Origin of the sequence: Janthinobacterium kochi, assembly GCF_051380715.1 — a bacterium.
Lineage (GTDB): Bacteria > Pseudomonadota > Gammaproteobacteria > Burkholderiales > Burkholderiaceae_D > Janthinobacterium.
Map to the genome: position 1 here is coordinate 41,356 of NZ_JBNYXO010000010.1, position 26,769 is coordinate 68,124.

General features: G+C 61.7%; 22 protein-coding genes. 13 read left to right on the plus strand and 9 right to left on the minus strand.

Annotation, left to right across the window (positions count from 1 at the left end):
- Nucleotides 1-187 precede the first annotated feature (187 nt).
- Both ACQ4WL_RS20110 and ACQ4WL_RS20115 read left to right on the plus strand, forming a co-directional pair.
- Nucleotides 188-1,894 carry a methyl-accepting chemotaxis protein gene (locus tag ACQ4WL_RS20110; RefSeq protein WP_436511328.1) on the plus strand — a complete coding sequence of 569 codons (1,707 nt, stop codon included), beginning with the start codon at nucleotides 188-190 and terminating at the stop codon, nucleotides 1,892-1,894.
- Nucleotides 1,895-2,068: 174 nt separating this feature from the next.
- The gene (locus ACQ4WL_RS20115; RefSeq protein ID WP_436511329.1) at nucleotides 2,069-5,407 is read left to right on the plus strand and encodes a DEAD/DEAH box helicase; all 3,339 of its coding nucleotides are present in this window, start codon (nucleotides 2,069-2,071) and stop codon (nucleotides 5,405-5,407) included.
- 112 nt (nucleotides 5,408-5,519) lie between these two features.
- On the opposite strand, the gene ACQ4WL_RS20120 is transcribed toward ACQ4WL_RS20115, so the two are convergent.
- Together ACQ4WL_RS20120 and ACQ4WL_RS20125 are read right to left on the minus strand one after the other, a co-directional pair.
- Nucleotides 5,520-6,929: a heavy metal sensor histidine kinase gene (locus ACQ4WL_RS20120; protein ID WP_436511330.1), complete on the minus strand. Its 1,410-nt coding sequence runs from the start codon at nucleotides 6,927-6,929 to the stop codon at nucleotides 5,520-5,522.
- Nucleotides 6,926-7,636: a heavy metal response regulator transcription factor gene (locus ACQ4WL_RS20125; protein ID WP_436511434.1), complete on the minus strand. Its 711-nt coding sequence runs from the start codon at nucleotides 7,634-7,636 to the stop codon at nucleotides 6,926-6,928. The genes ACQ4WL_RS20120 and ACQ4WL_RS20125 overlap by 4 nt, the downstream gene beginning before the upstream one ends.
- A 141-nt stretch (nucleotides 7,637-7,777) precedes the next feature.
- Here ACQ4WL_RS20125 and ACQ4WL_RS20130 point away from each other — a divergent pair, with 141 nt between their 5' ends.
- Nucleotides 7,778-8,272: a GlcG/HbpS family heme-binding protein gene (locus ACQ4WL_RS20130; protein WP_436511331.1), complete on the plus strand. Its 495-nt coding sequence runs from the start codon at nucleotides 7,778-7,780 to the stop codon at nucleotides 8,270-8,272.
- Between the two features lie 11 nt (nucleotides 8,273-8,283).
- Nucleotides 8,284-8,694 (plus strand): hydroxyisourate hydrolase, encoded by a 411-nt coding sequence (gene uraH, locus ACQ4WL_RS20135; protein WP_436511332.1) that lies wholly within the window; start codon nucleotides 8,284-8,286, stop codon nucleotides 8,692-8,694.
- A gap of 7 nt (nucleotides 8,695-8,701) precedes the next feature.
- Here uraH and ACQ4WL_RS20140 read toward each other — a convergent pair whose 3' ends face one another.
- A complete protein-coding gene (locus ACQ4WL_RS20140; protein WP_436511333.1) occupies nucleotides 8,702-9,400 on the minus strand; it encodes a glutathione binding-like protein in 699 nt (232 codons plus the stop codon).
- Nucleotides 9,401-9,591: 191 nt separating this feature from the next.
- Here ACQ4WL_RS20140 and ACQ4WL_RS20145 point away from each other — a divergent pair, with 191 nt between their 5' ends.
- A complete protein-coding gene (locus tag ACQ4WL_RS20145; RefSeq protein ID WP_436511334.1) occupies nucleotides 9,592-10,017 on the plus strand; it encodes a hypothetical protein in 426 nt (141 codons plus the stop codon).
- Between the two features lie 4 nt (nucleotides 10,018-10,021).
- Here the strand turns inward: ACQ4WL_RS20145 and ACQ4WL_RS20150 are convergent, their stop codons facing one another.
- Entirely contained in the window at nucleotides 10,022-11,668 is a 1,647-nt protein-coding gene (locus ACQ4WL_RS20150; protein WP_436511335.1) for a methyl-accepting chemotaxis protein, read from the minus strand.
- Between the two features lie 310 nt (nucleotides 11,669-11,978).
- On the opposite strand from ACQ4WL_RS20150, the gene ACQ4WL_RS20155 reads away from it, so the two are divergent.
- Complete coding sequence (locus ACQ4WL_RS20155) at nucleotides 11,979-12,344, plus strand: hypothetical protein (RefSeq protein WP_034781254.1); 366 nt, start codon at nucleotides 11,979-11,981, stop codon at nucleotides 12,342-12,344.
- Between the two features lie 136 nt (nucleotides 12,345-12,480).
- On the opposite strand, the gene ACQ4WL_RS20160 is transcribed toward ACQ4WL_RS20155, so the two are convergent.
- Complete coding sequence (locus ACQ4WL_RS20160) at nucleotides 12,481-12,885, minus strand: hypothetical protein (protein ID WP_436511336.1); 405 nt, start codon at nucleotides 12,883-12,885, stop codon at nucleotides 12,481-12,483.
- A 170-nt stretch (nucleotides 12,886-13,055) separates the two neighbouring features.
- Here ACQ4WL_RS20160 and ACQ4WL_RS20165 point away from each other — a divergent pair, with 170 nt between their 5' ends.
- Complete coding sequence (locus ACQ4WL_RS20165) at nucleotides 13,056-13,892, plus strand: AraC family transcriptional regulator (protein ID WP_436511337.1); 837 nt, start codon at nucleotides 13,056-13,058, stop codon at nucleotides 13,890-13,892.
- 47 nt (nucleotides 13,893-13,939) lie between these two features.
- Here ACQ4WL_RS20165 and folE read toward each other — a convergent pair whose 3' ends face one another.
- Nucleotides 13,940-14,506, minus strand: coding sequence for a GTP cyclohydrolase I FolE (gene folE, locus ACQ4WL_RS20170; RefSeq protein ID WP_436511338.1), 567 nt, complete (start codon nucleotides 14,504-14,506; stop codon nucleotides 13,940-13,942).
- Nucleotides 14,507-14,583: 77 nt separating this feature from the next.
- A complete protein-coding gene (nudC, locus tag ACQ4WL_RS20175; RefSeq protein WP_436511435.1) occupies nucleotides 14,584-15,420 on the minus strand; it encodes an NAD(+) diphosphatase in 837 nt (278 codons plus the stop codon).
- A gap of 292 nt (nucleotides 15,421-15,712) precedes the next feature.
- On the opposite strand from nudC, the gene ACQ4WL_RS20180 reads away from it, so the two are divergent.
- From ACQ4WL_RS20180 to ACQ4WL_RS20200, 5 genes are all read left to right on the plus strand, one after another.
- Nucleotides 15,713-18,046 (plus strand): catecholate siderophore receptor Fiu, encoded by a 2,334-nt coding sequence (locus ACQ4WL_RS20180; RefSeq protein WP_436511339.1) that lies wholly within the window; start codon nucleotides 15,713-15,715, stop codon nucleotides 18,044-18,046.
- A 397-nt stretch (nucleotides 18,047-18,443) separates the two neighbouring features.
- On the plus strand, nucleotides 18,444-19,757 hold the full coding sequence (locus ACQ4WL_RS20185) for a dicarboxylate/amino acid:cation symporter (RefSeq protein ID WP_141171056.1): 1,314 nt from the start codon (nucleotides 18,444-18,446) through the stop codon (nucleotides 19,755-19,757).
- A gap of 108 nt (nucleotides 19,758-19,865) precedes the next feature.
- Entirely contained in the window at nucleotides 19,866-20,858 is a 993-nt protein-coding gene (locus tag ACQ4WL_RS20190) for a porin (RefSeq protein WP_436511340.1), read from the plus strand.
- Nucleotides 20,859-20,979: 121 nt separating this feature from the next.
- Nucleotides 20,980-22,887, plus strand: coding sequence for a sensor histidine kinase (locus ACQ4WL_RS20195; RefSeq protein WP_436511341.1), 1,908 nt, complete (start codon nucleotides 20,980-20,982; stop codon nucleotides 22,885-22,887).
- The gene (locus ACQ4WL_RS20200; protein WP_436511342.1) at nucleotides 22,880-24,223 is read left to right on the plus strand and encodes a sigma-54-dependent transcriptional regulator; all 1,344 of its coding nucleotides are present in this window, start codon (nucleotides 22,880-22,882) and stop codon (nucleotides 24,221-24,223) included. Before ACQ4WL_RS20195 ends, ACQ4WL_RS20200 begins: the two co-directional genes overlap by 8 nt.
- On the opposite strand, the gene ACQ4WL_RS20205 is transcribed toward ACQ4WL_RS20200, so the two are convergent.
- The gene (locus tag ACQ4WL_RS20205) at nucleotides 24,216-24,962 is read right to left on the minus strand and encodes a metallophosphoesterase family protein (RefSeq protein WP_436511343.1); all 747 of its coding nucleotides are present in this window, start codon (nucleotides 24,960-24,962) and stop codon (nucleotides 24,216-24,218) included. The genes ACQ4WL_RS20200 and ACQ4WL_RS20205 overlap by 8 nt on opposite strands.
- A 228-nt stretch (nucleotides 24,963-25,190) precedes the next feature.
- Here ACQ4WL_RS20205 and ACQ4WL_RS20210 point away from each other — a divergent pair, with 228 nt between their 5' ends.
- The gene (locus tag ACQ4WL_RS20210) at nucleotides 25,191-26,039 is read left to right on the plus strand and encodes a porin family protein (RefSeq protein ID WP_436511344.1); all 849 of its coding nucleotides are present in this window, start codon (nucleotides 25,191-25,193) and stop codon (nucleotides 26,037-26,039) included.
- Between the two features lie 6 nt (nucleotides 26,040-26,045).
- On the opposite strand, the gene ACQ4WL_RS20215 is transcribed toward ACQ4WL_RS20210, so the two are convergent.
- Complete coding sequence (locus ACQ4WL_RS20215; protein ID WP_436511345.1) at nucleotides 26,046-26,555, minus strand: hypothetical protein; 510 nt, start codon at nucleotides 26,553-26,555, stop codon at nucleotides 26,046-26,048.
- Nucleotides 26,556-26,769 lie beyond the last annotated feature (214 nt).

A 26,769-nucleotide genomic window follows, 5' to 3' on the forward strand; every position in this document is an offset into this window, starting at 1 on the left:
TCGTTGTTTCCACACGACAACTTATTTAATTTGCTACCATTTTTTAAATTTTTCGGGGACTTGATACAATTTTTTGTATTGCAGTGCGGAATTTTGAGGAACAATTACAGACAGGCCGAGCCTACGTATAAACCCGTAGTCCTGGCTTGTCGACGTTTTCCCTCACTTCCGCACCACGAAAGCAATCATGTCACTCACACAATTCAAAATCGGCACCCGGCTCGGAATCGGGTTTGCTGTCGTCCTCGGCCTGCTGGTGGCCGTCTTGCTCGTCGGCCTGTATTCCATGGGCCAACTGAGCGCACGCACCCACGACATCGTGGCCGACAAGAACGTCAAGATGGCCGCGGCCAACACCATGAGCGACAACGTGCGCAACATTACCCTGGCGATCACCAGCGTGGTGGTGGCGCCGACGGAAGCGCTGGTACAGGCGGAACTGGCGAAAATCGGCGAAGCGCGCAAGAAATACGGCGCCGCCAAGGAAACATTGCAAAAGAAAATCTCGACGGACAAGGAAACGGCGCTGATGGCCGAGCTGGACGCTGCCCTGAAATCGGGCGCACCGCTGAACAACAAGGTCATCGAGCTGCGCAATGCGGGGCAGACGGAAGAGGCGATCGCCTTTTTGACGCAGCAGGCGGCACCGAGCCTGAAGATCGTGCTGGGCGCGCTCGACAGCCTGGTCGCGTATGAAGCGCAGCAGGCGGCGCAGGCGGCAACGGACGCCGAAACGCTGAGCGCCAGCGCGCGCGCCTATATGATTATCCTGGGCAGCGTGGCCGTGCTGCTGGGCGCTTTTGTCGCCTGGATCATCACACGCTCGATCACCCATCCCATCAATGCGGCCGTCAGCGTGGCCGAAACCGTGGCGTCCGGCGACTTGTCTTCGCACATCGTCGTCAATTCCAGCGATGAAACGGGGCGCCTGCTCGGCGCCCTGAAAGCCATGAACACCAGCCTGCTGGGCGTGGTGGCGCAAGTGCGCCACGGCACGGAGGCGATTTCCACGGCATCGAGCGAAATTGCCGCAGGCAACCTCGACCTGTCTTCCCGCACGGAAGAGCAAGCCAGTTCGCTGGAAGAAACGGCGTCGGCCATGGAAGAACTGACGTCCACCGTAAAGCAGAACGCGGACAATGCGCGCCAGGCGAACCAGCTGGCGAAAAGCGCGTCCGAAGTGGCCGTGCGCGGCGGTAGCATCGTCTCGCAAGTGGTCGACACCATGGGTACCATCAACGCGTCGTCGAAGAAAATCGTCGACATCATCGGCGTCATCGATGGCATCGCCTTCCAGACGAATATCCTGGCCTTGAACGCGGCCGTGGAAGCGGCACGCGCGGGCGAGCAGGGACGCGGCTTCGCCGTCGTGGCAACAGAGGTGCGCAACCTGGCCCACCGCTCGGCCTCGGCCGCCAAGGAAATCAAGGAACTCATCGCCGCCTCCGTCGCCAACGTGGACACGGGTTCGCGCCTCGTCAATGAAGCGGGCCAGACCATGGGCGACATCGTCGACAGCATCGTGCGCGTGACCGACATCATGGGAGAAATCACCTCCGCCACGCACGAGCAAACCATCGGCATCGAGCAGATCAACATGGCCATTGCCCAGATGGATGAAGTGACGCAGCAAAACGCGGCCCTGGTGGAAGAAGCGGCAGCCGCCTCGCAAAGCATGCAGGAGCAAGCGGGCGAACTGGCGCACGTGGTGGGCTTCTTTAAAACCGGCAACCATGTCGCCAGCGCAGCCAAGCTGACGCCTGTGCGCGCAGCACCGGCAGCGCCTGCCATAGCACGCCCCGCAGCCAAGCCCGCACCCGCGCGCCAGGCCGTGGCGGCCGCACCGGCACGCCGCAGCAATGCAGGTGCCGAAAGCGAATGGGAAGAGTTTTAACCAATAGCAACGCCCTCCCCACGGGAAAGCCAGGCAGGAAGTTGCTGCCTGGCTTTTTTTCGTCCGCAATCGCCACTTTTTTTGCGGCAAAGCCCGCGCAATAGGCGAATGTGCAAAACACGCGCCGCGCATACCCTTTACAATCCTCGCTCGCTTTACAAAATATTGGTCATCATGAATCAGGCAGAACAGCAGCGCCTCCTGGCTATCCTGGAGTATTGGCACAAGATCGAATTCTTTATCCCGTTTGACCTGAATCAAATCACGGACGTTGAAGACCAGTCCACCGTGCGTCTCCTGCACCGCGAACAGCTGGCGCAATTGCCGCTGCAGTTCGCCACGCAATGGCAAGTGCCTTCCGACCGCGAGATCGACGGCTTCTCATTGTTCCTCGGCGTGTTCGACAAGGCCGAAATCAACAAGGCTTGCCCGCCAGCCAGCGGCCCGGAAAACATCGCCGAAACAGAAAAAACGGAACTGGCCGGGCGTTCGTGCTTTGCCCGCCTGTCCCTCAATGCGCTGGGCGAGCCGCAGTTCGATCCCGTGTCCGTGTCGACCTTGCCGTGGGCGCTGGGCCGCGCTCGCACGCCGGACTGGTCGGGCCTGAGCCTGGACGCCTTCAGCGACAGCCAACTGGTGCTGCAAGACAGCCTGCGCAATTTCGCCGCCGCCCGTGCCCCGCAGCAAGTGACGGACGAGGCCGGCAATGTCTCGTCGCCCCTGTCCGGCCTGGAAATGGCGGCCCTGGCCGACCTGCTGCGCGACTGGGCCGGTTTCCACCCGTCCGCCTGCCAGCCGCTGGCCGTGCTCGAATTGCGCACGCGCAAAAAACGCGCCGCCGTAATGGAAGCCGATACGCTTGAGTCCAGCCAGAACCGCACCTTGGACTTTGGCGACGCGGTGGAACCATCGATCGATATCCTCAACAGTTTTTACCTCGATGACCTGGAACAGATCATCCGCGCCTTGCGTGGCGGCAAGCTGCCCGCCACGGTCGCCGCCTACCTGACGCCGCTGGCGCAGGATGAGCGCATCGACCTGTACAGCCCGGCCGGACGCCAGGCGCTGGCCGCCATGCTCAATCCGGGCAATATGAACCGCGGACACTGGCTGGAAGACGCCAGCTACGCCATGAGCCTGATGCAGCAGTTCGCCATCCACGGCGCGCGCACCAGTTTGCATGAACGCGGCATCTTTTCCGTCAACGGCCCACCCGGCACGGGCAAGACGACCTTGTTGCGCGAATTGTTCGCCGACAACATCGTGCGCCGCGCGGCCGTGCTGTCCTGCCTGGATCGCGCCGGCGACGCCTTCATCGGCAAGGTGGCCGTGGCCTTCGAAGGCGTGCGCGACCCGATCACCATCGCCCGTTTGCGCCCGGAATTGACGGGCTTTGAAATGGTCGTCGCTTCGTCGAACAATGCAGCCGTGGAAAACATTTCCGGCGACCTGCCAAAACCCAAGCAGCTGGGCAAGGAATGGGCGCGCACGCGTTACTTTGAAAGCGTGGCGCGCCGGGTCGTGGCCGACGGCAATGGCGCCAACCGCGCCCTGGGCGAGGCGGAAGCGCCATGGGGCTTGATGTCCTGTGCGCTGGGCAATAGCGCTAACCGCCGCCGCTTCGTCAGCAATTTTTATGACGACGACTGGGACAAGGCCACGACGCGCAAGACGCCGAACGCGCAAAATATCCGCCAGTGGCTGGCCAGCTACCAGGGCGTCAGCTTCGCCCAGGCGGCGCGCGAGTTTCGCGAGACGGAACACGTGGTGGAAAAAGCCCTGGCCGAGCACGCCCAGTACGCGGCCCTGTGGCAAGCCGTGGGCACCTGCACGGAAGCAGACTTCATGCAGGCCAGCCAGCAAGCGCTGATTGCTGCCGAGCAAGAGATGGATGCGGCGAATGGTGCCCTGTCCGGCGCGCTGGCGCAGCAAGATACCCTGCTCGCCAGCAAGAAGGAATTGCTGGAAGAAGAACGCCTGGTGGCGCTGACGCAGCCCGGTTTCTTTGCCCGGCTGTTCCGCACCGCACCGGCGCGCGCCTACAAGGACGCCGTCATCGCCAACGCCGAAGCGCAGCGCCAGGCCGCGCGCGACGTCTCCGCCATCAAGCTGCTGCTGAAGGGCGAGCTGGAACCGCGCTGCGAACGGGCCCGCAACAGCCTGCACATCGCCCTGCGCACGGCGCAGTCGCGCCAGCGCGAATGGGATGACAGCACGGAACTGTTGCGCCGCGCGCGCATGCGTTTCCCCACCATCATCGCCCCGGCCACCCTGGACGAGCTGGACGGCGACGCGCTGCAGATAGCCGGCCTGTGGCATGAACCGGCGCTGGCGCGCCTGCGCTCGCGCCTGTTCGCCAAGGCCCTGGCCCTGCATGAAGCGTGGCTGGCGGAAGTGGCAAAGAAGGGCGGCCCCGGCTTTGGCGGCAACTTGCTGGCCGTATCGAAATTGCTCAAAAACAAGCGCGCCTATGACCAGTCGCACATCGCCATGGTCTGGCACAGCCTGTTCATGGTGGTGCCTGTCGTGTCGACCACGTTCGCTTCGTTCGCGCGCCAGTTCCAGGGCATGGGCCCCGAATCGCTGGGCTGGCTGTTCATCGATGAAGCGGGCCAGGCCGTGCCGCAAGCGGCGCTGGGCAGCCTGTGGCGCGCAAAACGTGCTGTCGTCGTGGGCGACCCGCTGCAGATCGAACCCGTGTTCACGGTACCGGGACGCCTCGTGCAAACCTTGTCCGCCCTGTCGCCGCACACGCAAGATGGCAGTTACGCACCGACGTCCGTTTCCGTGCAGACATTGGCGGACAAGGCCAACCGCTATGGCGCGACTGTCGGCGCCGGCAGCACCCAGCCGCTGTGGATAGGCAGCCCCTTGCGCGTGCACCGCCGCTGCGTGGAACCGATGTTTTCACTGGCGAACAGCATCGCCTATGAAGACAAGATGGTCTATGGTTTGAGCGAACGCACGCCGCCGGCTGGCGCACGGGGCCTGACGCGTGGCCCCAGCCGCTGGATCGATGCCGTCGGCCCCGTCAGCTACAAGCAGGTGGTGCCCGTGCAGCTCGATTTCGTGCTGGAAGTGCTGCTGAAACTGTATCGCCGCGACGGCAAACTGCCCGACATGTATGTAATTACGCCATTCAAGGCCGTGCGCAACGAGTTGCGTTCGCGCATCGTCGATATGGACTGGGACCGTCGCCTCGGCTATGGCAAGGCACCGACCGCGCGCGAATTGCGCCAATGGAGCAGCCAGATGGTGGGCACCGTGCACACATTCCAGGGCAAGGAACAAAGCGTGGTGATGCTGGTCCTCGGCGCCGACGACAGCACGGCCGGTGCCGCGCAATGGGCGGCGGCCACGCCGAACCTGCTCAATGTGGCCCTGACGCGCGCGCAACACTTTGTGTACATCGTCGGTAACCCCTTGCTGTGGGGACAGTTGCCGCACTTTGCACCGGCGTGTGCGCAAATGCCGCATACGGGCATGCATGAGTTTTTGGTGGAAATGGGGTAGAACACCTGATCAAACCTACTGCGCGTCGGTATAGGTGGTCTGCGATGCTCACTGTGCGTAAAGCACAGTTCCGCTTCTCAACCACCTCTCCCTTCCGCTCGCTACGGTTTTATCAGGTATTCTCAACGGGGAAAACAAGAGTAAACGTCGTGGCGGCCGCGTCGGATGCGACCGTCGCGCTGCCGCCGTGCAATTGCAGGATGGCCGTGACGATGGCCAGCCCTAATCCTGTGGAAGCGGCCGAATCGCTGCGGGCCGGGTCGGCGCGGTAAAAGCGCTCGAACAGGTGCGGCAAATGGCGCGCGGGGATGGCCGTCCCCTGATTGGTGACGCTCAGTTCCATGCCCTCGCCCGTTTGATGCGAACGCAACAGAATTGTGCTGCCTGGCGCCGCGTGACGGATGGCGTTCGACAGCAAGTTGCCCAGCGCGCGGCGCAGCAGTTGCGGCTCGGCCGTCACTGTCCCGCTGCCGTGGCAGGCCAGCGCCAGCTCGCGCTCTTCGGCCAGGCCTTCAAAGAAATCGGCCAGGCGCAAGAACTCGTCCTGCACGGGCAAGACTTGCTTGATGAGCACCATTTCATCCTGCTGCGCGCGCGCCAAAAACAGCATGCTGTCGATCATGCGCGACAGCCGTTCCAGTTCTTCCACATTCGACGACACCAGCTGTTCATACTCGTGCGCGCTGCGCGGACGGGCCAACATCACCTGGCTTTGCCCCAGCAGATTGGTGACGGGCGTGCGGAATTCATGCGCCAGGTCGGCGGAAAATTGCGACAGCCGCGCATAGCCTTCCTGCAGCCGCGCCAGCATGGCGTTCAGGGCCTGAATCAGGGGCAAGAGTTCCGTCGGCGCGCCGCTCGCCTCCAGCTGCTGCTCCAGCTTGCCCGGCCGCACCAAGGCCGCATGGGCGGCGATATTGCGCAGCGGCCGCAGTCCCCGCAGCAGCATCACGCTGGCCAGAATCGCCGCCACCAGCGCGCTGACGGCGACGGACACGACGATTTGCCAGCGGTAGGCGGCAAACATGGCCGTGCGGTCGCCGTAGACGCGGGCGACGGAAATGTCGGCCATCTGCGCCGGGTCGCCGATGCGCGCGCTGGCCGCCACGACCCTGGCTGGATAGCCGTCGCGGCTGGTCCAGCTGACGATGTCGTTGGCTGTGACGGTCGCATCGACAGCCACGGGAACAGCATGCGCCACCGTCTCGCCGTGCGGGTTGACATCGATCAAACGCGTGCCATCGGCGCGCACGATGCGCACCAGCGAATTTTCTTGTCCGCTCATGGTGTCGCGGAAATACTGGGGCCGCTCGCGGATAATGTCCAGCGTGCCCGCATTCCCCAGCAACTGCTGGATTTGCCGCAATTTTCCCAGCAATAAAATATCGTCGCGGCGCTCGATTTCCGCGACGAATGAACGGTACAAATGCATGCCCAGTCCGGCCGAGACGAGCGCCACGATCAGCACGAACACGAGCGTGACGCGCAGGGTCAGCGAGCGGCGCAATTGTGCCAGCTTCATTGCGCGGTGCCGCTGTCTGGAGCGGATGGCGCGCGCAATTCACAGACATAGCCCATGCCCCGCAAGGTGTGGATCAGCTTGGGTTCGAACGGGTCGTCGAGCTTGCTGCGCAGGCGGCGGATGGCCGCGTCGATGACGTTGGTGTCGCTCTCGAAATTGATGTCCCACACTTGGGAGGCGATGATGGAACGCGACAAGACCTCGCCCTGGCGCCGCGCCAGTAAATGCAGCAAGCCGAATTCCTTGGCCGTCAGGCTGATGCGCTGGCCTTGCCGGCTGACCTTGCGTTTCATCACGTCGATTTCCATGTCGCCGATGCGGATGACGTCGTCTTCACGCGGCGGCCCGCGCCGCAGCAAAGTGCGGATGCGCGCCACCAGTTCGGCAAAGGCGAACGGTTTCACCAGGTAATCGTCGGCGCCCAGTTCCAGCCCTTTCACGCGGTCCTGCACCTCGTCGCGCGCCGTGAGGAAAATCACGGGCACGTCCGCGCCGCCTTCCTGCAAGCGCAGCGCGCGCAGCACTTGCCAGCCATCCATGATGGGCAGCATGACGTCGAGCACGATCAAGTCGGGCGCGTCCGAACTCGCCATGTGCAAGCCGTCGCGACCATTGCGCGCCAGGCTCACCGTGAAGCCGGACTCGGCCAAGCCGCGCAGCAAATAGTCGCCCGTCTTCGGTTCGTCTTCGATGACCAGGATGCGCATGGATGGGACTTTCATGAGGGAAGTTGAAGCATTTTACGCCGCGCGCAGGCCGCTGCGGATGATAAAAATGTCATGCGGCGATCATCTTCTCGTAGGGTAGCACTGGCCATACTGGCGTCACTTTACTCAACGGACCGCCGCATGAAAACCCTGTTACTCGGCAGTACCCTGCTGTGCCTGCTGGCCAGCCCCGCCCACGCCCAGCTGCGCAAGGTCGATGATCTTTCTCTGGCAACGGCCAAGCAGCTGGCCGATGCGGCCATGGCCGCGTGTCAGGCGCAAGGACGGCACATCGTCGTCACCGTACTGGACCGTGGCGGCAATGTCATGACCGTGCAGCGCGCCGATGGCGTCGGGCCGCACAACACGGAGGCCAGCCGGCGCAAGGCCTACACGGCTCTGTCCACCAAAAGCGATACCTACACGCTGGCCGTGGCGGCCCGCAACAATCCGGACATGCACAATCTAACCACCGTGCCAGAGCTGTTGCTGCTGGGTGGCGGCCTGCCGTTGATGGCCCAGAGGCAAGTGGTGGGCGCCATCGGCGTTGCCGGTGGCGGTGGCGCCCTGCAAGACCGCGCCTGCGCCCAGGCTGCCTTGGTCGCCATCCCTGAACTCGATTCCCCCACACCTTGAAAGAAACGACGATGACCTATCTGAAAAAAACCGCTGCCGCCCTGGCCTTCGCCAGCCTGTCCAGCATGGCCCTGGCCGCCGCCAATCCCTTGAGCGTGCACATCCTCGATCTGCAGAGCGGCCAGCCGACGGCGGGCGTGACGGTCACCCTGGAGCAAAAGAACGGTGAAGGCTGGCAACAGCTGGGCAGCGCCGTGACGAATGCGCAGGGGCGCATCACGGCCATGTATCCGGTCGATGCACCCATGCAGACGGGCGACTACCGCATCGTGTTTAAAACAGGCGAACACTATGCGCGCCTGAAGCAGGAAACCTTCTTCCCGGAAATTCCCGTGCAATTCCACGTGGAAAAGACTGACCAGCACTATCACATTCCCTTGCTGCTCAGCCCTTTCGGTTTTTCCACTTACCGGGGTAATTGACCGTTGCTCAGGCTACCGTCTTCGCCGTCTGGCCGAACAGCACGCTTTTCGCGTCGCCGCTGACGGTAGGCTGCACATTGATTTCGGCCGCGCGGGCATACGCGCGCACGGTGGCGGGACGGGCGGCAATGGCCGCGAACCAGCGCGCCAGGTGCGGGAAATCTTCCAGCTTCTGGCGCTGGCGGGCGTGCGGCACGATCCACGGGTAGATCGCCATGTCGGCGATGGAATACGTGTCGCCGGCAACGAATTCGCGGTCGGCCAGGCGCTTGTTCAGCACGCCGTACAGCCGGTTCGTTTCGTTCACGTAACGCGTGATGGCATACTCGATGGGCTCGGGCGCATATTGCACGAAATGGTGGTTTTGCCCTGCCATGGGGCCAAGGCCGCCCATTTGCCAGAACAGCCACTGCATGACCTCGGCGCGCCCGCGCACGTCCGCCGGCAGGAATTGCCCGCTTTTCTCGGCCAGGTATTGCAGAATCGCGCCCGACTCGAACAGGGACAAGGGTGCGCCGCCATCTTCCGGCGCCTGGTCGACGATGGCGGGGATGCGGTTATTCGGCGCGATGGCGAGAAACTCGGGCTTGAACTGCTCGCCCTTGCCGATATGCACGGGAATGATGTTGTAGGGGATGCCCGTTTCTTCCAGGAACATCGTCACTTTGTGCCCGTTGGGCGTGGTCCAGTAATACAGGTCGATCATCGTGGTCTTTCCAGGTAGATGAGTAGGGCAGGCGGCCTCCGCATAACTATTGTCGCGCCGCAACTGATATGCATGGATATAATGCCACGTAAGCGGAAAACACGACGGCGCCCAAGAAAGGCTGGCGCCCTCAAGCAGGCATCCCGACATTCCCGAGCACCAATCCAGAGCACAAACAAAGAAAGCCGACCATGCGCAAACTCCTGATCGTCATGCTGTCCGTCCTGCTGTCAGGCTGTGTCCAGGACTTCGCCATCTATATGTTCGATGGGCAAGACCATTCCCTGACCGTGCGCCGCCAGCAACGTTATTTTTGGCAAGATACCGTGGAAGTGCAGCTGATGGCGACCAATTTGCCGCAATGCCAGCGCCTGCATACCCTGTCGACGGATGCGCCAGCCGACATCACCGTCGAGCTGTTTGCGGCCGGCGATGGCCTGTGGAATATTCGCATGGGCAAGCAGTTGTGGCAGGCGGAAACGACTACCTGCAATGAACTGACGGAAATGGAAAACGACCCGAAAGCCGACCTGGGCCAGCCGGTCGGGCAATTCGTGGTCGTCGATGACAAGCTGGAATTCGAACCGGCGCCGCAGGCGGCGGCGCCAGCCCAATAAAATCCTAGCGCGCCGCCAGGCTGCGCAGCGGCTTTTTCGCCACGGCGCGCGGCGCGCCAGCCGAACTTGCCGCCAGGCGCGGCGACGTCCCCGGCTCCTGCGCCGACAGTTTGAAGCGCGCCACCAGTTGCGCCAGCACGGCCGCCTGGTCCTGCATGCTCGACGCCGCTGCCGCCGCCTCTTCCACCAGTGCCGCATTTTGCTGCGTCACGCTATCCATTTCCGTGATCGCCTGGTTGACGTGGCCGATGCCCGTGCTTTGCTCGTGCGAAGCGGCCGTGATGTCGGCCATGATGTCGGTCACGCGCGAAACGGAAGCCACCACCTGATCCATGGTCGTGCCCGCCTGTGCGACGAGCGTGCTGCCGGCCGCGATGCTGTCGACGGAAGCGCCGATGAGTTCCTTGATTTCCTTCGCTGCGCCAGCGGATCGCTGAGCCAGATTGCGGACCTCACTGGCCACCACGGCAAAGCCGCGTCCCTGTTCACCGGCGCGTGCCGCTTCCACGGCCGCGTTCAGCGCCAGGATATTCGTCTGGAAGGCGATGCCATCGATGACGCCGATGATGTCGACGATCTTGCGCGACGAAGCGTTGATGGTGTCCATGGTGCCGATCACTTGCGCCACCACGGCGCCGCCCTGGCGCGCCACGGCAGAAGCGGACTGCGCCAGTTCATTTGCCTGCACGGCATTGCCCGCGTTTTGTGTGACGGTCGAGGTCAATTCTTCCATCGAGGCCGCCGTTTCTTCCAGCGAACTGGCTTGCATTTCCGTGCGCGCCGACAAGTCCATATTGCCGCTGGCAATCTCGCTCGATGCCGTGGCAATCGTCTCGGCACTGTGGCGGATTTCGCTGATCGCATCGACCAGGTTGGCCTGCATGGTTTTCATCGCATACAACACGCTGTGGCGGTCGTTGGCATGCGTGCGCACGGCAACGCTCAGATCGTTATTCGCGATCTGGGCGGCCACGTCGGCCGCATACTCGGGATCGCCGCCCAGCGCATGGCGCAGGCTGCGGTTGATCGCCACGACGACGGCCGCCAGCAGGCCGCACACCAGCACCAGCACGCCCAGCGAGGTCAGCAGTGACTGGCGGAAGGCCGCGTCGATATCGTCCATGTATACACCTACCACGATGGTCCAGCTCCATGGCTTGTAAGCCACCACGCGGCTCATCTTCGGCTCGGGGTTTTTCTGGCCGGGACGGGGGAAATAATAGTGGACGAAACCCTTGCCCGCATCGCTCTTGCCGACGGCAACGATGTCGCGGTACAGATAGGTGCCGTTGGCATCTTTAAAATCCGACATGTTCTTGCCGTTGGTTTGCGGCGCGGCGGGGTTCATCACGACAACAGCATCGAGGTTGATGATGGACAAATATCCGGTCTCGCCGAAACGCATGCTCTTGATGACGGCGCTCGCCTGCTTTTGCGCCTCTTCCTTCGTCAAGGCGCCGCTGGCGGCCAGGTCGCCGAACATCTTGACGGCGCCCAGGCCCAGGTCGGCGGCATTGCTCAGGTCGGCGCTGCGCTCTTCAATGCGGATCTTGCGCACTTCCAGGGCGTTATAGACAAAAATGACGGTGATGCACAACAAGCTGCAAATCAGGGGAATCCATAACTTCTGCTGGAACGTCAATTTCTTCATGCTGTGTCTCCAACTATCTATTTGCGGCGAGGGGGCGTGTCCCGCTTCCAGCTCGGCTGGCCAGAATGCGGCGGCGACGGTGCTCTGGCGGCACCGTTCAGACGTCTCCAGCATACGCTCGAACGACCGATATTTACAATGCCGGGAAGCAATGATTTTTGCCCGGTGTTGTTAATGCGTTGCGACAATTGATGAGAATTGATGCTGCATTGCAGTAAAAAAGCAGGCAGACAGGCAGTGGCAAGGCAGGCGGGGGTGGCGTGCCTGTGTCAAAATGCACGCCAGATCGATTGAATCACGAAAGCACAGCATGACCAAGAATGAAGCCATGAAACGCATCAACGACCGCCTGGGCAAACCCACCCTGACGGACAAGAACACGCATTTTGCCAGCGTCGCCAGCTATGGCACGGACGAAGGCTGGTGGCTGAAGATTCCCTTCCTGACCTTCAAGCAGGAATTGCACTTCATCCTCAACAATGAAAAGACGAAAAGCTTCCAGCACCTGAAAATCGGCGCCAACCAGATCCTCAGCCCCGGCATGAAGTTCCGCAGCACGGGCGGCGCGGCCGACGCTTTCATGTCGGCCTCCGCGCCGAAACGCCTGGTTGACTTGCTCGACGGCGGCAGCAAGTACAACTTCACCAAGCACTTCGTCAACGACTACCGCTACTGAAACACCTGACCAAACCTGCTGCGCGTCGGTATAGGCAGCCTGCGATGCTCACTGTACTAAAGTACAGTTCCGCTTCCCGGCTACCACTCCCTTCCGCTCGCGACGGTTTTGTCAGGCGTTGTGTAGCCTTGTCAGATCATTTTTGGGGCGGCAGCCATGCCTTCAGCAAATGCTGCGCGATGTCGAGCGCGTCGTCGCGGCTGGTGCCGAAATGCAGGGGATAGCCCCAGAACTTGCCGAACATGATGGCAAAGGCCTTGCCGGCCAGGCGCTTGGCGGCGCTCGGCTCGACCAGCACCATGCCCTGGATATACGCGCGGATCGCCGCCTTGTTCTGCTTCATCCATAGTGCAGCCCGCTTGCGCTCTTCCTGCGGATGGTCATGCCCATCCTCGTCCAGGCCTTCTTCGCTGAGAATGACAAACGCCTGCCGGCGTGCCAGCAGGGCCTCAAACTGGGCGAACAAGGCATCGTCGGGGCCGCTTGCGGCGCTGTCGCGGCGCATCCAGACGAGAGGGAATGTGGAAAAATCGAGTTGCATGGGATGACTCCTTCAAGGGGGTTGCCGTTCCTCCTGGCCTTCATCAGAACACTGGCGGCGGCGGTTGCCGTTGAAGCGGGGCTGCGGATGCATACACGATACCGTCGACGGCATTGCGCGTCATTGCATAAAATAGCCACGATATTATTCAATCCAGCCAAATTTTCCCCATGCCCCATCTCCTCCTGCCTGATCTGCTCTCTACGCGGCTGGGTGCAGCCAGCGTCACCATCGATTTCGACGTCGATGGCGTGCTGCGTCCGCTGCTGGCCGTGGGCCTGGCCAGCGTGCGCGAGGATGCGGAGCAGGCGCCGCACCAGCACCGCAAGGGGCAGCTGCTATACGCCACGCGAGGCGTGATTCATTGCGAAGTGCAAAGCGGCGTGTGGATCGTGCCGCCCCAGTGCGCCGTGTGGATACCCGGCGGCCTGATGCATGCCGCGCAGGGCGTGGGCGAGGCCGAATGTTATTGCCTGTTTGTCGAGCCGGCCATGGCGCCGGCCCTGCCCGCCGTCTGCTGCACCGTGGCCGTCTCACCCTTGCTGCGTGAACTGATCGCCAAGGCAGCCGGCTTTCCCACCTTGACCGCGCTGCATGGCGCGCAGGAACGCCTGGTGGCCACCCTGCTCGATGAATTGGCGGCCGCGCCGGTGGAAGACTTGCATTTGCCGATGCCGCGCGATGCGCGCCTGCGCCGCCTGGCTGCCCTGCTGCTGGCGCAGCCCGCCGATAAAAGCACCTTGGCCGAATGGTCCAGCCGCATCGGCATGAGCGAGCGCAGCATGACCCGCCAGTCATTGGAAGAAATGGGCATGAGCGTGGGCCGCTGGCGCCGGCAATTGCACGTCATCCTTGCCCTGCAAGGACTGGCGCAAGGCCACAGCGTGAAAGCGGTGGCGCTGGAACTGGGCTATGAAAACACCAGCGGTTTTGTCACCATGTTCCGCAAGGCGATGGGCAAGCCACCGGCGCGCTATCTGGCGGAGCGGGAATCCGGAAGAATATAAAAAAAGGCGGCATCAGCCGCCTTCGTCCTGCATCGTCGCCAAAATAATCAAACTTCGCGCGCCAGGGCCAAAAATTCCGTGCGCAGCGCCAGGTTCGGCTGCATCTCGCCCAGCATCGCCGAGGTGATGGTTTCTTCGCCCGGCGTGCGGATGCCGCGGCTTTCCATGCACAGGTGACGGCAGCGTACGACCACGCCCACCGATTTCGGTTCCAGCACTTCCATCAGGGCATTGGCGATCTGCATTGTCATGCGTTCCTGCACTTGCAGGCGCTTGGAGAAGCAATCGACCAGGCGCGTCAGTTTCGACAGGCCGACGATCTTGCCATTGGGCACGTAGCCGATGGTGGCCTTGCCAAAGAAGGGCGCCAGATGGTGTTCGCAATGGCTGTAGACGGGGATGCCGCGCACAACGATCAGCTCGTTATACTGTTCCGCGCCATCTTCAAAGGCTTTCAGCAAGTCCACTGGATCCTGGCCATAGCCGGACGTCCAGTGCTTCCACGCCTTGGCCACGCGCATCGGCGTTTCCAGCAAGCCAGGACGCTGCGGATCTTCACCAAAGCTGCTGATCAGCCGGCGCCAGTCGTTTTCGGAAAATTCTTCTTGAGACATGCTAAACCACCCTAAAATTTGCAATTGCCGCCAGTATATAGAAAATGCGGCAAGCTGCCCGAGCGGCCCCGGCTTTCCTATGCCGCTGGCGGACGGTGCGCTCTCACCAGCAGCGCCGAAATCGACACGCTCGAACTCGCTTCCGGCCACGCATCGCCGGGGCCAAACCAGCGCGCCTCGGCGATCTCGTTCTCGTCCAGGCGGATCTCGCCATCGAGGTAATCGGCTGTAAACGCGATCATCAGCGAATGGGGAAACGGCCAGGACTGGCTCATGAAGTACTGCAGGTTGTGCACGCGCAAGCCCACCTCTTCCATCACTTCGCGGTGCACGGCTTCCTCGATCGATTCGCCCGCTTCCAGGAAACCGGCAAGCGGACTGAAACGCTGCGATGGCGAATGCTTGTGCATGGCCAGCAGCACGGAGTCGCCCTTGCGGATGAGTACCATCATGGCCGGCGAAATGCGCGGATACGCGAGCATGCCACAGGCGGCGCACGTGAAGCAGCGTTCGCCACGCGTGCGCTGCATGGGCGTGGCGCACACGCCGCAATGGCGGTGCGTGCGCGCCCACTCGGCCAGTTGCACGGCGCGGCTGGCCAGGCCCAGAAAGTCATCATCGACGGCATTAAAGAGCGAACGCATGCCGTGCCAGGCCAGACCGCTATTGGCGGGCAGCAGTTCCTCATCGGTCCAGACGGTCTGGCAATAGCGGCCCTGCCACAGGCCCACGGGCTGCGCGCGGCTCAGGTCGATATCGAGCGCGGCCGCCTCGGCGGCAGTGGGCAGGGCCAGCTCGGGCGTACGCAACAGCAGGCGCCCGCGGTAAAAGATAAAGGTGAGCGTCTCGATGGCGGCCGGGGCCGGTTCCGGAGGGTCGAGCAGGGGGACGAAGGCATCGGGAGTCTGCAGCATGCTGGGCGGAGATTTGTAAAGGTTGCTCATCATACTCCCGCTCCAGAGCGCTTGCGCGCATAGCAGCGGCCAGGCAGCAAAGCAAGTATTCATGCGCCATGACAGTGTTTTTTTTGCAGCACCCCAAATCCGTTGCGTAAATGATACTGATAACGATTCTCATTTACGAAATGGCGCCCAGTTATTACAATACGGCCTTCCGTCTCCATCGCCAGCCACTTGCCCGCGTGCCCAAGCACCGCGTCGCAGAGCCAGCCAGGAACCACTACCCTGACCTTATCGAGAGAGCAAGATGGCAATCAAGAGCCGCAAACACGCCCCAACCCGTTTCAACCAGCACATCGGCGCCGCCCTGGCCGTGATGCTGCTGCCCGTCGCCGCCCAGGCGGCCGACCCGGCCGGCCAGAGTGCCCCGGCATCGCAGCAAACCCTGAACGAAATCAAGGTCGTGGGCTCAAAGGAAAATGATTTCAAGGCCGAAAAAGCCTCGTCGCCAAAATACACGGAAGAGCTGGTCAATACGCCGCAAACCATCGTCGTAATCAAGAAGGAATTGATCGAACAGCAAGGCGCGCTGACCCTGACGGATGCGCTGCGCAACACGCCGGGCGTCGGTACCTTCTTCCTCGGTGAAAACGGCAACACGAACACGGGCGACGCCGTCTACATGCGTGGTTTCGACTCGTCCGGCAGCATCTATGTCGATGGCGTGCGCGACGTGGGCTCCATCTCGCGTGACGTCTTCAACATCGAGCAGATCGACGTATTGAAGGGCCCTGCGGGCACCGACAGTGGCCGTGGTTCACCTACCGGTTCGATCAACCTGGTCAGCAAGACGGCGACCATGGAAAACAAGTTCAATTCGCTGCTGACGGCCGGCAGCGGCAAGCAGAAACGCGCCACGGCCGACTGGAACCGCATCCTCGACAGCGATACCGGCACGGCCTTGCGCCTGAACCTGATGACGCAGGACAGCGGCAACCCGGCGCGCGATGAAGTCAAGAACAAGCGCTGGGCCTTCGCCCCCACCGTCACCTTCGGCATCGGTAAACCAACGCGCATCACGGCCAGCTACCTGCACGTGGATCAAGACAACGTGCCCGACGGCGGCGTGCCGACCATCGGCTTGCCTGGCTACTCGACGCCGGACGTTGCCACGAAGGAGCAACCGGTCATCCGTACCTTCCTGAACGGCGCCGCCAAGGTCGATCCGAAGAATTTCTACGGTTCCACCTCGGACTACGACAAGGTCAAGGCCGACATGGGCACCTTGCGCATCGACCATGATTTCTCGCCCAACGTGCAGCTCCAGAACACCACGCGCTACGGCAAGACCCAGCAGGACTACCTGCTGACGGCCTTCATGGGCAGCATGGGCAACCTGAAGACACCGGCCCCGACCGATCCGTCGACCTGGACCATGGCGCGCAATCTGCGCACCGTCAAGGACCAGGAAAACACGATTTTGACCAACCAGACCGTGGTCAGCGCGCAGTTCGACACGGGCGTGCTGAAGCACTCCATGGTGGCAGGTGCCGAGTTCACCAGCGAAAAACAGACCAACTACAGCTATGTGCCAGCCAGCCTGGGTACCTTGCCGGCAGCGAACCTGTACCAGCCGAATCCGCGCGACACCGTCACCGGCCACAACCCCGTACGCAGCGGCGCCTTCACCGAAGGCGAAGTCAACACGCAAAGCCTGTATGTGTTCGACACCGTCAAGTTCGGCGACAAGTGGATTTTCAATGGCGGCGTGCGCTTCGACCATTTCAACACCACGTATGACGCCGTCTCCCTGCAAACGGCCGTGGCCAAGGACCAGGTGCAAAAACTGCCGGTCGGCACACCGATTCCCACTCACCTGACCCTGAGCGACACCCTGGCCAACGGCAAGATCTCGGCCATGTACAAGCCGACGCCGGACAGCAGCGTGTACGCCTTGCTGGCCACGTCGAAAGCGCCGCCTGGCGTCAACTTCGCCCTGAGCGCCGCCGCCAACAGCGCGCAAAACCCGAACTATGACCCGCAGGAAACCGTCACCAAGGAAATCGGCACCAAGTGGGACTTCCTGAAGCAAAAACTGTCGCTGTCGGCCGCCGTCTACCAGACCACCGTCAAGAATGAAGTGGAACAGGATCCTGTCATCTCGACCATTTATTACCAGACCGGCAAGAAGCGCGTACAAGGCCTGGAACTGGGCGTGGTGGGCGAGATCATGCCGAACTGGCTGGTCAGCGCCGGCTATACCCGCATGAATACCAAGGTCGAGTCGAACAAGGTCTTCACGGCCAGCGGCGACAAGAGCCTCACCTACACGCCAAAACAGGCGTTCACCAGCTGGACCTCGTACACCCTGCCGTTCGGCCTGAAGATCGGCGGAGGCGCGCGTTACGTGGGTGAAATGCTGCGCGGCACCGATGGCGCCGTCGGCACGCCGGCCCGCGTGGATGCGTACTGGGTCTTCGACGCCATGGCGACCTATACCGTCAACAAAAACCTCGACTTGCAGTTGAACGCCTACAACCTGGCCGACAAGACCTATGTGGCGGCCATCAACAAGTCCGGTTTCCGCTACACCCCGGGCCAGCCACGTTCGTTCAGCCTGACGGCAAATATCAAGTTCTAACAGCTAGCGCTAAAATCAAGGAAACAGGTATTGCGCGACATCGAGCCCCTCTTCGGAGGGGCTTTTTTATTTTCCTGATAATCTTGTCTTTTTGGCGCACCGCCCCCCTGCCGCGACTAGCGTATGAAAAGTCATACAGCGATGCCCCGCCGCGTCCAATATTTCGCGCAAGCACGCCAGATTGCGACATCCTGACAACAAAAAAACTTCATTAAATCAATAACTTAAGAAGTTAGCTACCAAATTTCCATTTCAGGCATATCCTTTGCTATGTACAGGTTTTGCTGCAAATAATCGCTAGCATGCAAGGGCTTGTTTTTGAGAAATATTGACTCCAAGCTTAAGTTGCTCGCTATCAATAATCCGCTCACAGCGGCGTTTCACCGGAGGAGTCAAAATGAAAAAGAAACGGCCATTAACCCTGTACATCCTGATTGCCATGATCCTCGGCATTGCCGTCGGTTATGGATGCAACACCGCTTTCCCTGATGCCAAGCTCAGCGCTCAGATCGCTGGCAATATTTCCATCGTCACCGACGTCTTCTTGCGCCTGATCAAGATGATCATTGCGCTACTGGTATTTTCCACCCTGACAGTCGGCATCGCCCACATGGGCGACGGCAAAACGGCGGGCCGCATCGGCTTGAAAGCCATGTGCTGGTTCGTGGTTGCCTCACTGGTCTCGCTGGCGCTGGGCATGGTGCTGTCGAACCTGATGCAGCTGGGCACCAACCTGGGCTTGCCATTGCCGGACGTGCACGCTTCGACCAATTTGAAAACGGCTGCCTTCACCTTGAAAGATTTCTTCACGCACCTGGTGCCGAAGTCGCCGATCGAGGCCATGGCCAACAATGAAATCCTGCAAGTGCTGGTGTTCTCGATCTTCTTCGGCGGCGCACTGGCCGGCCTGGGCGAATCGGGCAAGACCCTGACGGCCGTCGTCGACCAGCTGGCGCAAGTCATGCTGCGCATCACCGGCACCATCATGAACCTGGCCCCACTGGCCGTGTTCGCCGCCATGGCCTCCGTCATCACCACCCACGGCCTGGGCGTGCTGGTCACGTTTGCCAAGTTCATGGGCGGCTTCTACGTGGGCCTGTTGTGCCTGTGGGCCCTGCTGATCGGCGCCGGCTTTGTCGTCATCGGCCCGCGCATCTTCAAGCTCGTCGGCCTGATCCGCGAACCGTTCCTGCTGGCATTCTCGACGGCCAGCTCGGAAGCAGCCTATCCAAAACTGCTGACGGCGCTCGACCAGTTCGGCGTGGACCGCAAGATTTCCAGTTTTGTGTTGCCAATGGGTTACTCCTTCAATCTCGACGGCTCGATGATGTACTGCACCTTCGCCGTGCTGTTCATTGCGCAAGCCTACGGTATCGACCTGTCGATCGGCACGCAGATCACCATGCTGCTGCTGCTGATGCTGACATCGAAAGGAATGGCTGGCGTGCCGCGTGCCTCGCTGGTGGTGATTGCCGCGACCCTGAACCAATTCAATATTCCGGAAGCGGGCTTGCTGCTGCTGATGGGTGTCGACCAATTCCTCGACATGGGTCGCTCGGCCACCAACGCGGTTGGCAATGCCGTCGCCACGGCCGTCGTCGCCAAGTGGGAAGGTGGCCTGGCCACCGAGGAAGAAGCAGCCGCGGCCAACGCCGCCAACCAGAACACGGAAAGCCATTGGGGCGAAGCTGACCACGCTAGCAAAGCCTGATAGCGCCATGGCCCGCCACAAGCGGGCCATTTATTTGTTGTCCATGTTGAGTAACAAGCAGTCAGGTAGTGCGATCAATAGTCATTCCAACTTATTAGAGAGATTTTCATGAAAAAAGTCCTGTTTACCCTGCTGGCCCTCGGCGCAGCTTCCGGCGGCGCACTGGCGCAATCGAGCGTGACCATGTATGGCGTGGCTGACGCCGGCCTGGTGTTCGACAAGGATGCGGCTGGCGACCGCCTGAACCGCGTCGCCTCCGGCGTGGCCTCGGGCTCGCGCATCGGCTTCAAAGGCAAGGAAGACCTGGGTGCTGGCCTGGCAGCTACCTTCGTGCTGGAAAGCGGTTTCAATATCGATACCGGCACCTCGGGCCAGGGCGGCCGGCTGTTCGGCCGCCAGGCGTATGTGGGCCTGAGCGGCAGCGCCGGCGCCGTCACCCTGGGCCGCCAGTATACGCCGTACTACCTGGCCCTGCGCGACGTGGCCGATCCGTTTGTCATCGGCCTGGCCGGCACCGCATCGAACATTATGGCGACGACGAATTACCGCGTCGATAATATGGTGCAATACAGCACGCCGACCTGGAACAAGCTGTCGGCCGACCTGGCGTATGGTTTCGGCGAAGTGGCCGGCGACAATGCGAAAAACCGCAGCATGGGCGGTGCCGTGCATTACATCGACGGCCCGCTGAACGTGACCCTGACGCACCACCGCCTGGAAAATTTGGTGGCGAAGCAAACGCGCAACACCCTGCTGGCCACGCGCTACGACTTTGGCGTGCTGCAAGGCAACTTCGGCTACGCCGACAACCGCGCCACCGACGACAGCAAGAGCAACGATATCCTCGTTGGCTTCAGCGCCCCGTTCGGCGCCACCAAGCTGGTCGCGTCGTACATCCGCCACAATGACAAGAGCAACGCGAACCGTGACGCCCAGCAGTGGGCCATCGGCGCGTTCTATGCGCTGTCCAAGCGCAGCGACCTGTACACCGGTTACGGCCACATCAGCAACAAGAACGGCGCTCCCTACAAGGTTGGCAATGCCACCGACGATGGCACCGGCACCAGCGGCTTTAACCTGGGCATGCGCCACACGTTCTAAGGACATCGAGCTGTCCGTGACATAAAAGCGTGAGCCGCCGGATGCATATCCGGCGGCTTTTTCTTTTTACGCAATATTTAAATGCGATACTGTGGGTTCTTGCAAGTTGGCAGCTGATTTTATGAATAGCAGTAACAAACCCTCCCTTTCCTGGCGCCAGCGCCTGGCGCAACGCTCGGGCCGTGAAACGTTGGCCTGGGGCGTGGTGCTGGCCGCCTGCCTGGCCACCGTCTGGCTCGTGTATTTCTGGACGGAGCGCATCGCCATCGGCAAACTGCAGGCGAGCGGCGCGCAGCGCCTTGAGGTGTATGTCAGCAGTCTTGAAAATGCGCTGGAAAAATACGACTTCCTGCCCAAGACGCTGGAGCTGAACCGTGACGTCATCCGCCTGCTGCAGCACCCGGAAGACCCGGTACTGGTCGATACGGTCAACCATTACCTCGAGCAGATGAATGCCCAGGCGAAATCGTCGACCATTTTCATCAGCAACCTCGACGGCAACACGCGGGCCGCCAGCAACTGGCAGCAGCCCGACAGCTTCATTGGTGACAATATCTCGTTCCGCCCCTACGCCCAGGACGCGCTGCGCGGCACGCCGGGGCGTTTTTATGGCGTCGGCACGACGCGACTGGAGCCCGGCTACTTCTTTGCCCACGGCATTTACCAGAATGGCCACATGCTGGGCCTGGCAACGGTGAAGGTGAACCTGGAAACCCTGGAAAAACGCTGGGTGCAAGGCGCGGACAAGGTGATGCTGGCCGACGAGCACGGCGTAATCTTCCTCAGTTCCATGGCGGACTGGAAATACAAGACCCTGGCACCGCTGTCGCCCGCGATCGTCGAAGAACTCAACCGCACGCGCCAGTATTACTCGAAACAGCTGGAAGCCATCCCCTTCGTTTCCGACCGCCAACTGGGCAATGGTGCGCGCGTGATCAGCGTGCGCGAGCAGGAACACGCCGACACGCCACCGAAGATCAGCTCGAGCGTCATGACGCAGATCAAGCTCAAGTCACCGCAAGGCTGGACTTTTATTTACCTGTCCGACCTGGCGCAGGCGAAAGCGAGCGCGCGCGCGGCGGCCGCATTCTCTTGCGTGCTGCTGGGCTTTTTCATGCTGCTGTTCTTTTACCTGCGCCAGCGCCGCGCGGCCGTGGCGCAAAAATTGCGCGCCCGCGAAGATCTGCAACATGCCTACGACAACCTGGAAGCCATGGTCGAGGAACGCACCTCGGAACTCAATGCCATGACGCAAAGCCTGAGCCAGGAAATCGAGGTGCGCAGCAAGGCCGAGCAAAAACTCCACATCACGCAAAACGAACTGTTTCAGGCCGGCAAGATGGCCGTGCTGGGGCAAATGTCCGCCAGCATCACGCATGAACTCAACCAGCCCCTGACGGCGCTGCGCACCATGTCCGACAATGCCGTCATCCTGCTCGAGCGGGGACGACTCGACGATGCGCGGCGCAACCTGGCGAAGATATCGCAAATTGCGGCCAGGATGGGGACCATTACGGGGCAATTAAAGATTTTTGCGCGCAAATCGACCACCAGCCTGACTTCCGTGTCGATTCCCACAGCGATCAGCAATGCCCTGTTCCTGGTCGAGCGCCGGCTGCAGGTGGAAAATGTGCGTTTCACCCTGCAACTGCCGCCTGAAGACATTTTCGCCATGTGCGAAAGCAACCGCCTGGAGCAAGTGCTGGTGAACCTGTACGCGAACGCGCTCGACGCCATGAATGGCAGCGACGTGCGCAGCTTGCGCGTGTCCGTCGCCTGCACGCCCGAGCACGTGCTGATCCATGTGGCCGACACGGGACCGGGCCTGTCGACGGAAGTGTACGAACACCTGTTCGAACCGTTCTTCACGACCAAGCCGCAAGGACTGGGACTGGGACTGGGCCTGGCCATTTCCGAACAAATCACGCGCCAGTTCGGCGGCGTGCTGCGCGCCGAAAACGCCCCCGGCGGCGGCGCCATCTTCACCATCGAACTACAGATTGCAACGCAGGAGGAAAAACATGTTTGACGGCTTGAAGGTCTTGCTGGTCGAGGACGACCCCACCGTACGCGAAGGCAGCGAGCAGGCACTGCAGCTGGCCGGCCTGGACGTGCTGGCCTTCCACTCGGCCGAGCTGGCCTATAAACTGCTGACGCCGGATTTTCCCGGCATCGTGGTCAGCGATGTGCGCCTGCCGGGCATGAGCGGCCTGGAATTGCTGCAAGCGGTCAAGACGCTCGATGCCAACCTGCCCGTGATCCTCGTCACGGGCCACGGCGATATCACCATGGCCGTGCACGCCATGCGCACGGGCGCCTACGATTTCATCGAAAAACCATACTCGTCCGAGCAACTGGTCGACGTCATCCTGCGCGCGCTGGAAACGCGGCGACTCACCCTGGAAGTGCACAGCCTGCGCCGCCAGCTCGAGGACGGCGGCGGCATCGAAGCGCGATTACTGGGTAATTCCGTGGCGATGCGCGACATACGGCGCCTGATCCTCGATGTAGCCGACGAACCGGCCGACGTGCTGATCTATGGCGACACGGGCACGGGCAAGGAAATGGTGGCCCGCTGCCTGCACGACTTCAGCCATCGCCGCAAGCACAACTTCGTCGCCGTCAACTGCGGCGCGATTCCCGAAAGTATTTTTGAAAGCGAAGTCTTCGGCCATGAACCGGGCGCGTTTACGGGTGCGGCCAAGCGGCAAGTGGGCAAGATCGAGCATGCCGACCATGGCACTTTTTTCCTCGACGAAATCGAAAGCCTGCCCCTGTCGCTGCAAGTGAAATTGCTGCGCGTGCTGCAGGAACGCTATATCGAACGGCTCGGTTCGAACGTGCCCACGCCCGTCGACGTGCGCGTCATTGCGGCGGCCAAGCTGGACCTGGAAGACTTGTCGCAGCAGCAGAAATTCCGCAGCGACCTGTACTACCGCCTGAATCTGATCGTGCTGCATCTGCCACCGCTGCGCGAACGGCGTGAGGATATTCCCATCCTGTTCGAGCACTTTGTGCTGGCCGCCGCCGCCCGCTACAACCGCGCCGCGCCCGTGGTCTCCAGCGCCCAGATGCGCAACCTGATGGCCCATTCCTGGCCCGGCAACGTGCGCGAACTGCGCAATATCGCCGACCGCTTCGTGCTGGGCATCGCCGGCGGCGCCTCGAGCCTGCTGGCGGGCAACCAGACCAGTCCCCTGTCGCTGGCGGAGCAGGTCAACGGCTTCGAACGTGCGCTGATCGAACAGGAACTGCGCGCATATGCCGGCAACGTCAGCGAAGTGAGTGCGGTGCTGGGCTTGCCAAAGCAGACCTTGTACCACAAGATGCAGAAGTACAACCTGGTAGCCGAAGAGTTCAGGTAAGCATGCCGACCCGGCCCGTGCGCAGTGGCACGACCCAGTCGGGCCGGCCATTCGCCAGCGCCAGCCTGGCCGCCTTGTCCCAGTCATACTCCACCGCATGAAAGTGCGCCGTCCAGGCGCCGTCCCCGCCCTGTTCGGCGATGACATAGCGCGCATGCGGCGTGCCATTTTCCATCACGTGCGGATAACCATGGTCATCGTCGTAGGCTTGCAAGCCCACGCTGCCCGGATTGACGATCAGCCGGCCATCGGCCAAGCGCACCTGGCGCGGCATGTGCGTGTGACCGCACAGGATCAATGCCGCGTCCGCCTCGCCGGCGCGCGCCGCCACCTCGTCAGGCGTGGCCGCACGGCTGCCTTGCGGCGTGACGCTGTCGAGAAAATACACGAGGTCGCTTGTCGGGGTGCCATGCACGAGCAGCACATCGTGGCGCAAGTGCAAGGTGGCCGGCAACGCATCTATCCACGCGAGTTGCTCGGGCAACAGTTGCGCGCGCGCAAATGCGTCCGAGATGCCCATGCGGGCCGGATCAGCCAGTAGCTGACGCTCGTGGTTGCCGCGGATGGTGGGCAAGCCGAGGTCCGTCAGGCGCGCCGCCGTGGCACGCGGCTGCAGATGGCCCGAGACGATATCGCCCAGGTTGACGATCATATCCACGCCCTGGCGGGCGATGTGGGCCAGCACGGCTTCAAGCGCATCCAGGTTGCCATGGATATCGGAAATGGCGGCGATTTTCATGCAGTGTCTCCTCCTTGTGCGCACCATTCTGCACGCGTCCCGCGTTGCAGGCAATGCCGGTGCGTGTACCAGCTGTTACACACGGTAGGACAAATCCGACGGGAATTTGCGACGTGCGGCTACGTGATCTAAATGTCACAGTTGCTACCATTTCCTCATTGCATTACCGCATAACGCAAGCCGCCCTGACGTCGCGGCAGTTTTCACTTTATCTTGAGGAGTAGCCCCATGTTTGCCATGTCCGTGTCCACCCGCCTGTCCCCACCACGCCCGCACCACCTCGCCTTGCGCGGCGCCATGATGCTGGGCGTGCTGGGCATGGCCACGGCAGCCGCCACGGCGCGGGCCGAGCCATCACCCAGCCTGGACCGTGTCAGCATCTCGGTAGGGGCATTTTCCGCCGATCCGCGCATCAATATCGGCGCCGACACGCAATTTGGCCGCATCGACGCGCCGGAATCGACGCCCAGCCATACCACCATCCCGCGCATCAAGGCAGACTTGCTGATCGGCGACCGCCACGGCCTGGCATTCGACTACTACCGCTACGACAAATCCTACACGCCAAGCCTGACGGGCGAGACCATCATCAATGGCCAGCCCGTCACGGGCACGGCCACGGCGAATGCCGACCTGAAACTGGACCTGGCCAAGCTGGCCTACAAATGGTGGCTGGGCAGCGGCAACGACACCTTCGGCATCGGCCTGGGCGCCGCCTACTATCATGCCAGCCTGAACGGCACGGCCACCGGCATCGTCAATGGTGAAACGGCCACGGCACGCGACTCCATCAGCGAACACGCGTTTGCGCCGCTGCTGGAAGTGGGCTGGCGCCACGCGTTTACACCGGACTTGCGCATGTATGCGGAAGCGTCCGGCATCAAGAAAAACGGCGGGCGCATCAATGGCCACATCTACGGCGGGAACGTCGGTGTGGAATGGTTTCCGTTCAAGAATATCGGTTTCGTGGCCGATTACGGCATTTCGAAAATCAAGCTGCACCGCGACAGCGAACGCGATGCCGACCTGAACATCCGCCTCACGGGACCGTCGGCGTATGTGAAAGTACGCTTCTAAACCGGCTCAGGCCGCCGGTTTCAGCAGAGTTAGCTGAAACTGCGGCAGGCTGGCATCGTCCCACGCCTCGACCCTGGCAAACGGCAGGCGCGCAAACGCCTGCTGCCAGAACGCGCAGGCAGCGGCATCGGCACGAAACATCGCCACCAGCCACGTCTGCGCGCTACCCAGCAACACTCTGCGCACCACTTCCAGCGCCACGCCCCGACGCCGGTATTTCTTCAGGATGAAAAAGTCGCTGAACTCCTGCACGGCCATCTCACCCGCCATGCCAGGCTCCGTGAGGAAAAAGCCCGCCAGTTCGCCATCGACCTCGATCCAGCTGGCCGTATGGCCTGCTGCGTGCACATACGACGCCAGCCCCGCGTCGCACACGTCATAGCGGCCGTCAGCCAGCAACGCCTCGCCGCTCCAGGCCGAATTATCGTAGCAATACAGCTGGAACAACTGCGCCAGCGCTCCCTCTTCGCCGGGCGCAACGGCGCGCAATGTCATGTTCTGTACTACCGGCATCATCGCGTCTTTCCGCCACCTGGCATCGCTAAAAATGGCGAGTGTAGCACCACGTCACTCATCCGTCCCTCCTGTCTTTCAGCCCTGCATTTCCACCCTTGGTCGCAAAAAGATTACTTTTTTCCAATTGCTTATATATTATTTCCTTTAAGTAACGTCCGCCATCGCGGCTGAAAAACAAGGGTGATCCCCTTTTACAGACCGGCAGGCAGGTATC

Bases quoted from the DNA above. Each gene is read 5' to 3' on its own strand.
- ACQ4WL_RS20110 (WP_436511328.1), top strand. From the start codon at position 188: ATGTCACTCACACAATTCAAAATCGGCACCCGGCTCGGAATCGGGTTT.
- ACQ4WL_RS20115 (WP_436511329.1), top strand. From the start codon at position 2,069: ATGAATCAGGCAGAACAGCAGCGCCTCCTGGCTATCCTGGAGTATTGG.
- ACQ4WL_RS20120 (WP_436511330.1), bottom strand. From the start codon at position 6,929: ATGAAGCTGGCACAATTGCGCCGCTCGCTGACCCTGCGCGTCACGCTC.
- ACQ4WL_RS20125 (WP_436511434.1), bottom strand. From the start codon at position 7,636: ATGCGCATCCTGGTCATCGAAGACGAACCGAAGACGGGCGACTATTTG.
- ACQ4WL_RS20130 (WP_436511331.1), top strand. From the start codon at position 7,778: ATGAAAACCCTGTTACTCGGCAGTACCCTGCTGTGCCTGCTGGCCAGC.
- uraH (WP_436511332.1), top strand. From the start codon at position 8,284: ATGACCTATCTGAAAAAAACCGCTGCCGCCCTGGCCTTCGCCAGCCTG.
- ACQ4WL_RS20140 (WP_436511333.1), bottom strand. From the start codon at position 9,400: ATGATCGACCTGTATTACTGGACCACGCCCAACGGGCACAAAGTGACG.
- ACQ4WL_RS20145 (WP_436511334.1), top strand. From the start codon at position 9,592: ATGCGCAAACTCCTGATCGTCATGCTGTCCGTCCTGCTGTCAGGCTGT.
- ACQ4WL_RS20150 (WP_436511335.1), bottom strand. From the start codon at position 11,668: ATGAAGAAATTGACGTTCCAGCAGAAGTTATGGATTCCCCTGATTTGC.
- ACQ4WL_RS20155 (WP_034781254.1), top strand. From the start codon at position 11,979: ATGACCAAGAATGAAGCCATGAAACGCATCAACGACCGCCTGGGCAAA.
- ACQ4WL_RS20160 (WP_436511336.1), bottom strand. From the start codon at position 12,885: ATGCAACTCGATTTTTCCACATTCCCTCTCGTCTGGATGCGCCGCGAC.
- ACQ4WL_RS20165 (WP_436511337.1), top strand. From the start codon at position 13,056: ATGCCCCATCTCCTCCTGCCTGATCTGCTCTCTACGCGGCTGGGTGCA.
- folE (WP_436511338.1), bottom strand. From the start codon at position 14,506: ATGTCTCAAGAAGAATTTTCCGAAAACGACTGGCGCCGGCTGATCAGC.
- nudC (WP_436511435.1), bottom strand. From the start codon at position 15,420: ATGCTGCAGACTCCCGATGCCTTCGTCCCCCTGCTCGACCCTCCGGAA.
- ACQ4WL_RS20180 (WP_436511339.1), top strand. From the start codon at position 15,713: ATGGCAATCAAGAGCCGCAAACACGCCCCAACCCGTTTCAACCAGCAC.
- ACQ4WL_RS20185 (WP_141171056.1), top strand. From the start codon at position 18,444: ATGAAAAAGAAACGGCCATTAACCCTGTACATCCTGATTGCCATGATC.
- ACQ4WL_RS20190 (WP_436511340.1), top strand. From the start codon at position 19,866: ATGAAAAAAGTCCTGTTTACCCTGCTGGCCCTCGGCGCAGCTTCCGGC.
- ACQ4WL_RS20195 (WP_436511341.1), top strand. From the start codon at position 20,980: ATGAATAGCAGTAACAAACCCTCCCTTTCCTGGCGCCAGCGCCTGGCG.
- ACQ4WL_RS20200 (WP_436511342.1), top strand. From the start codon at position 22,880: ATGTTTGACGGCTTGAAGGTCTTGCTGGTCGAGGACGACCCCACCGTA.
- ACQ4WL_RS20205 (WP_436511343.1), bottom strand. From the start codon at position 24,962: ATGAAAATCGCCGCCATTTCCGATATCCATGGCAACCTGGATGCGCTT.
- ACQ4WL_RS20210 (WP_436511344.1), top strand. From the start codon at position 25,191: ATGTTTGCCATGTCCGTGTCCACCCGCCTGTCCCCACCACGCCCGCAC.
- ACQ4WL_RS20215 (WP_436511345.1), bottom strand. From the start codon at position 26,555: ATGATGCCGGTAGTACAGAACATGACATTGCGCGCCGTTGCGCCCGGC.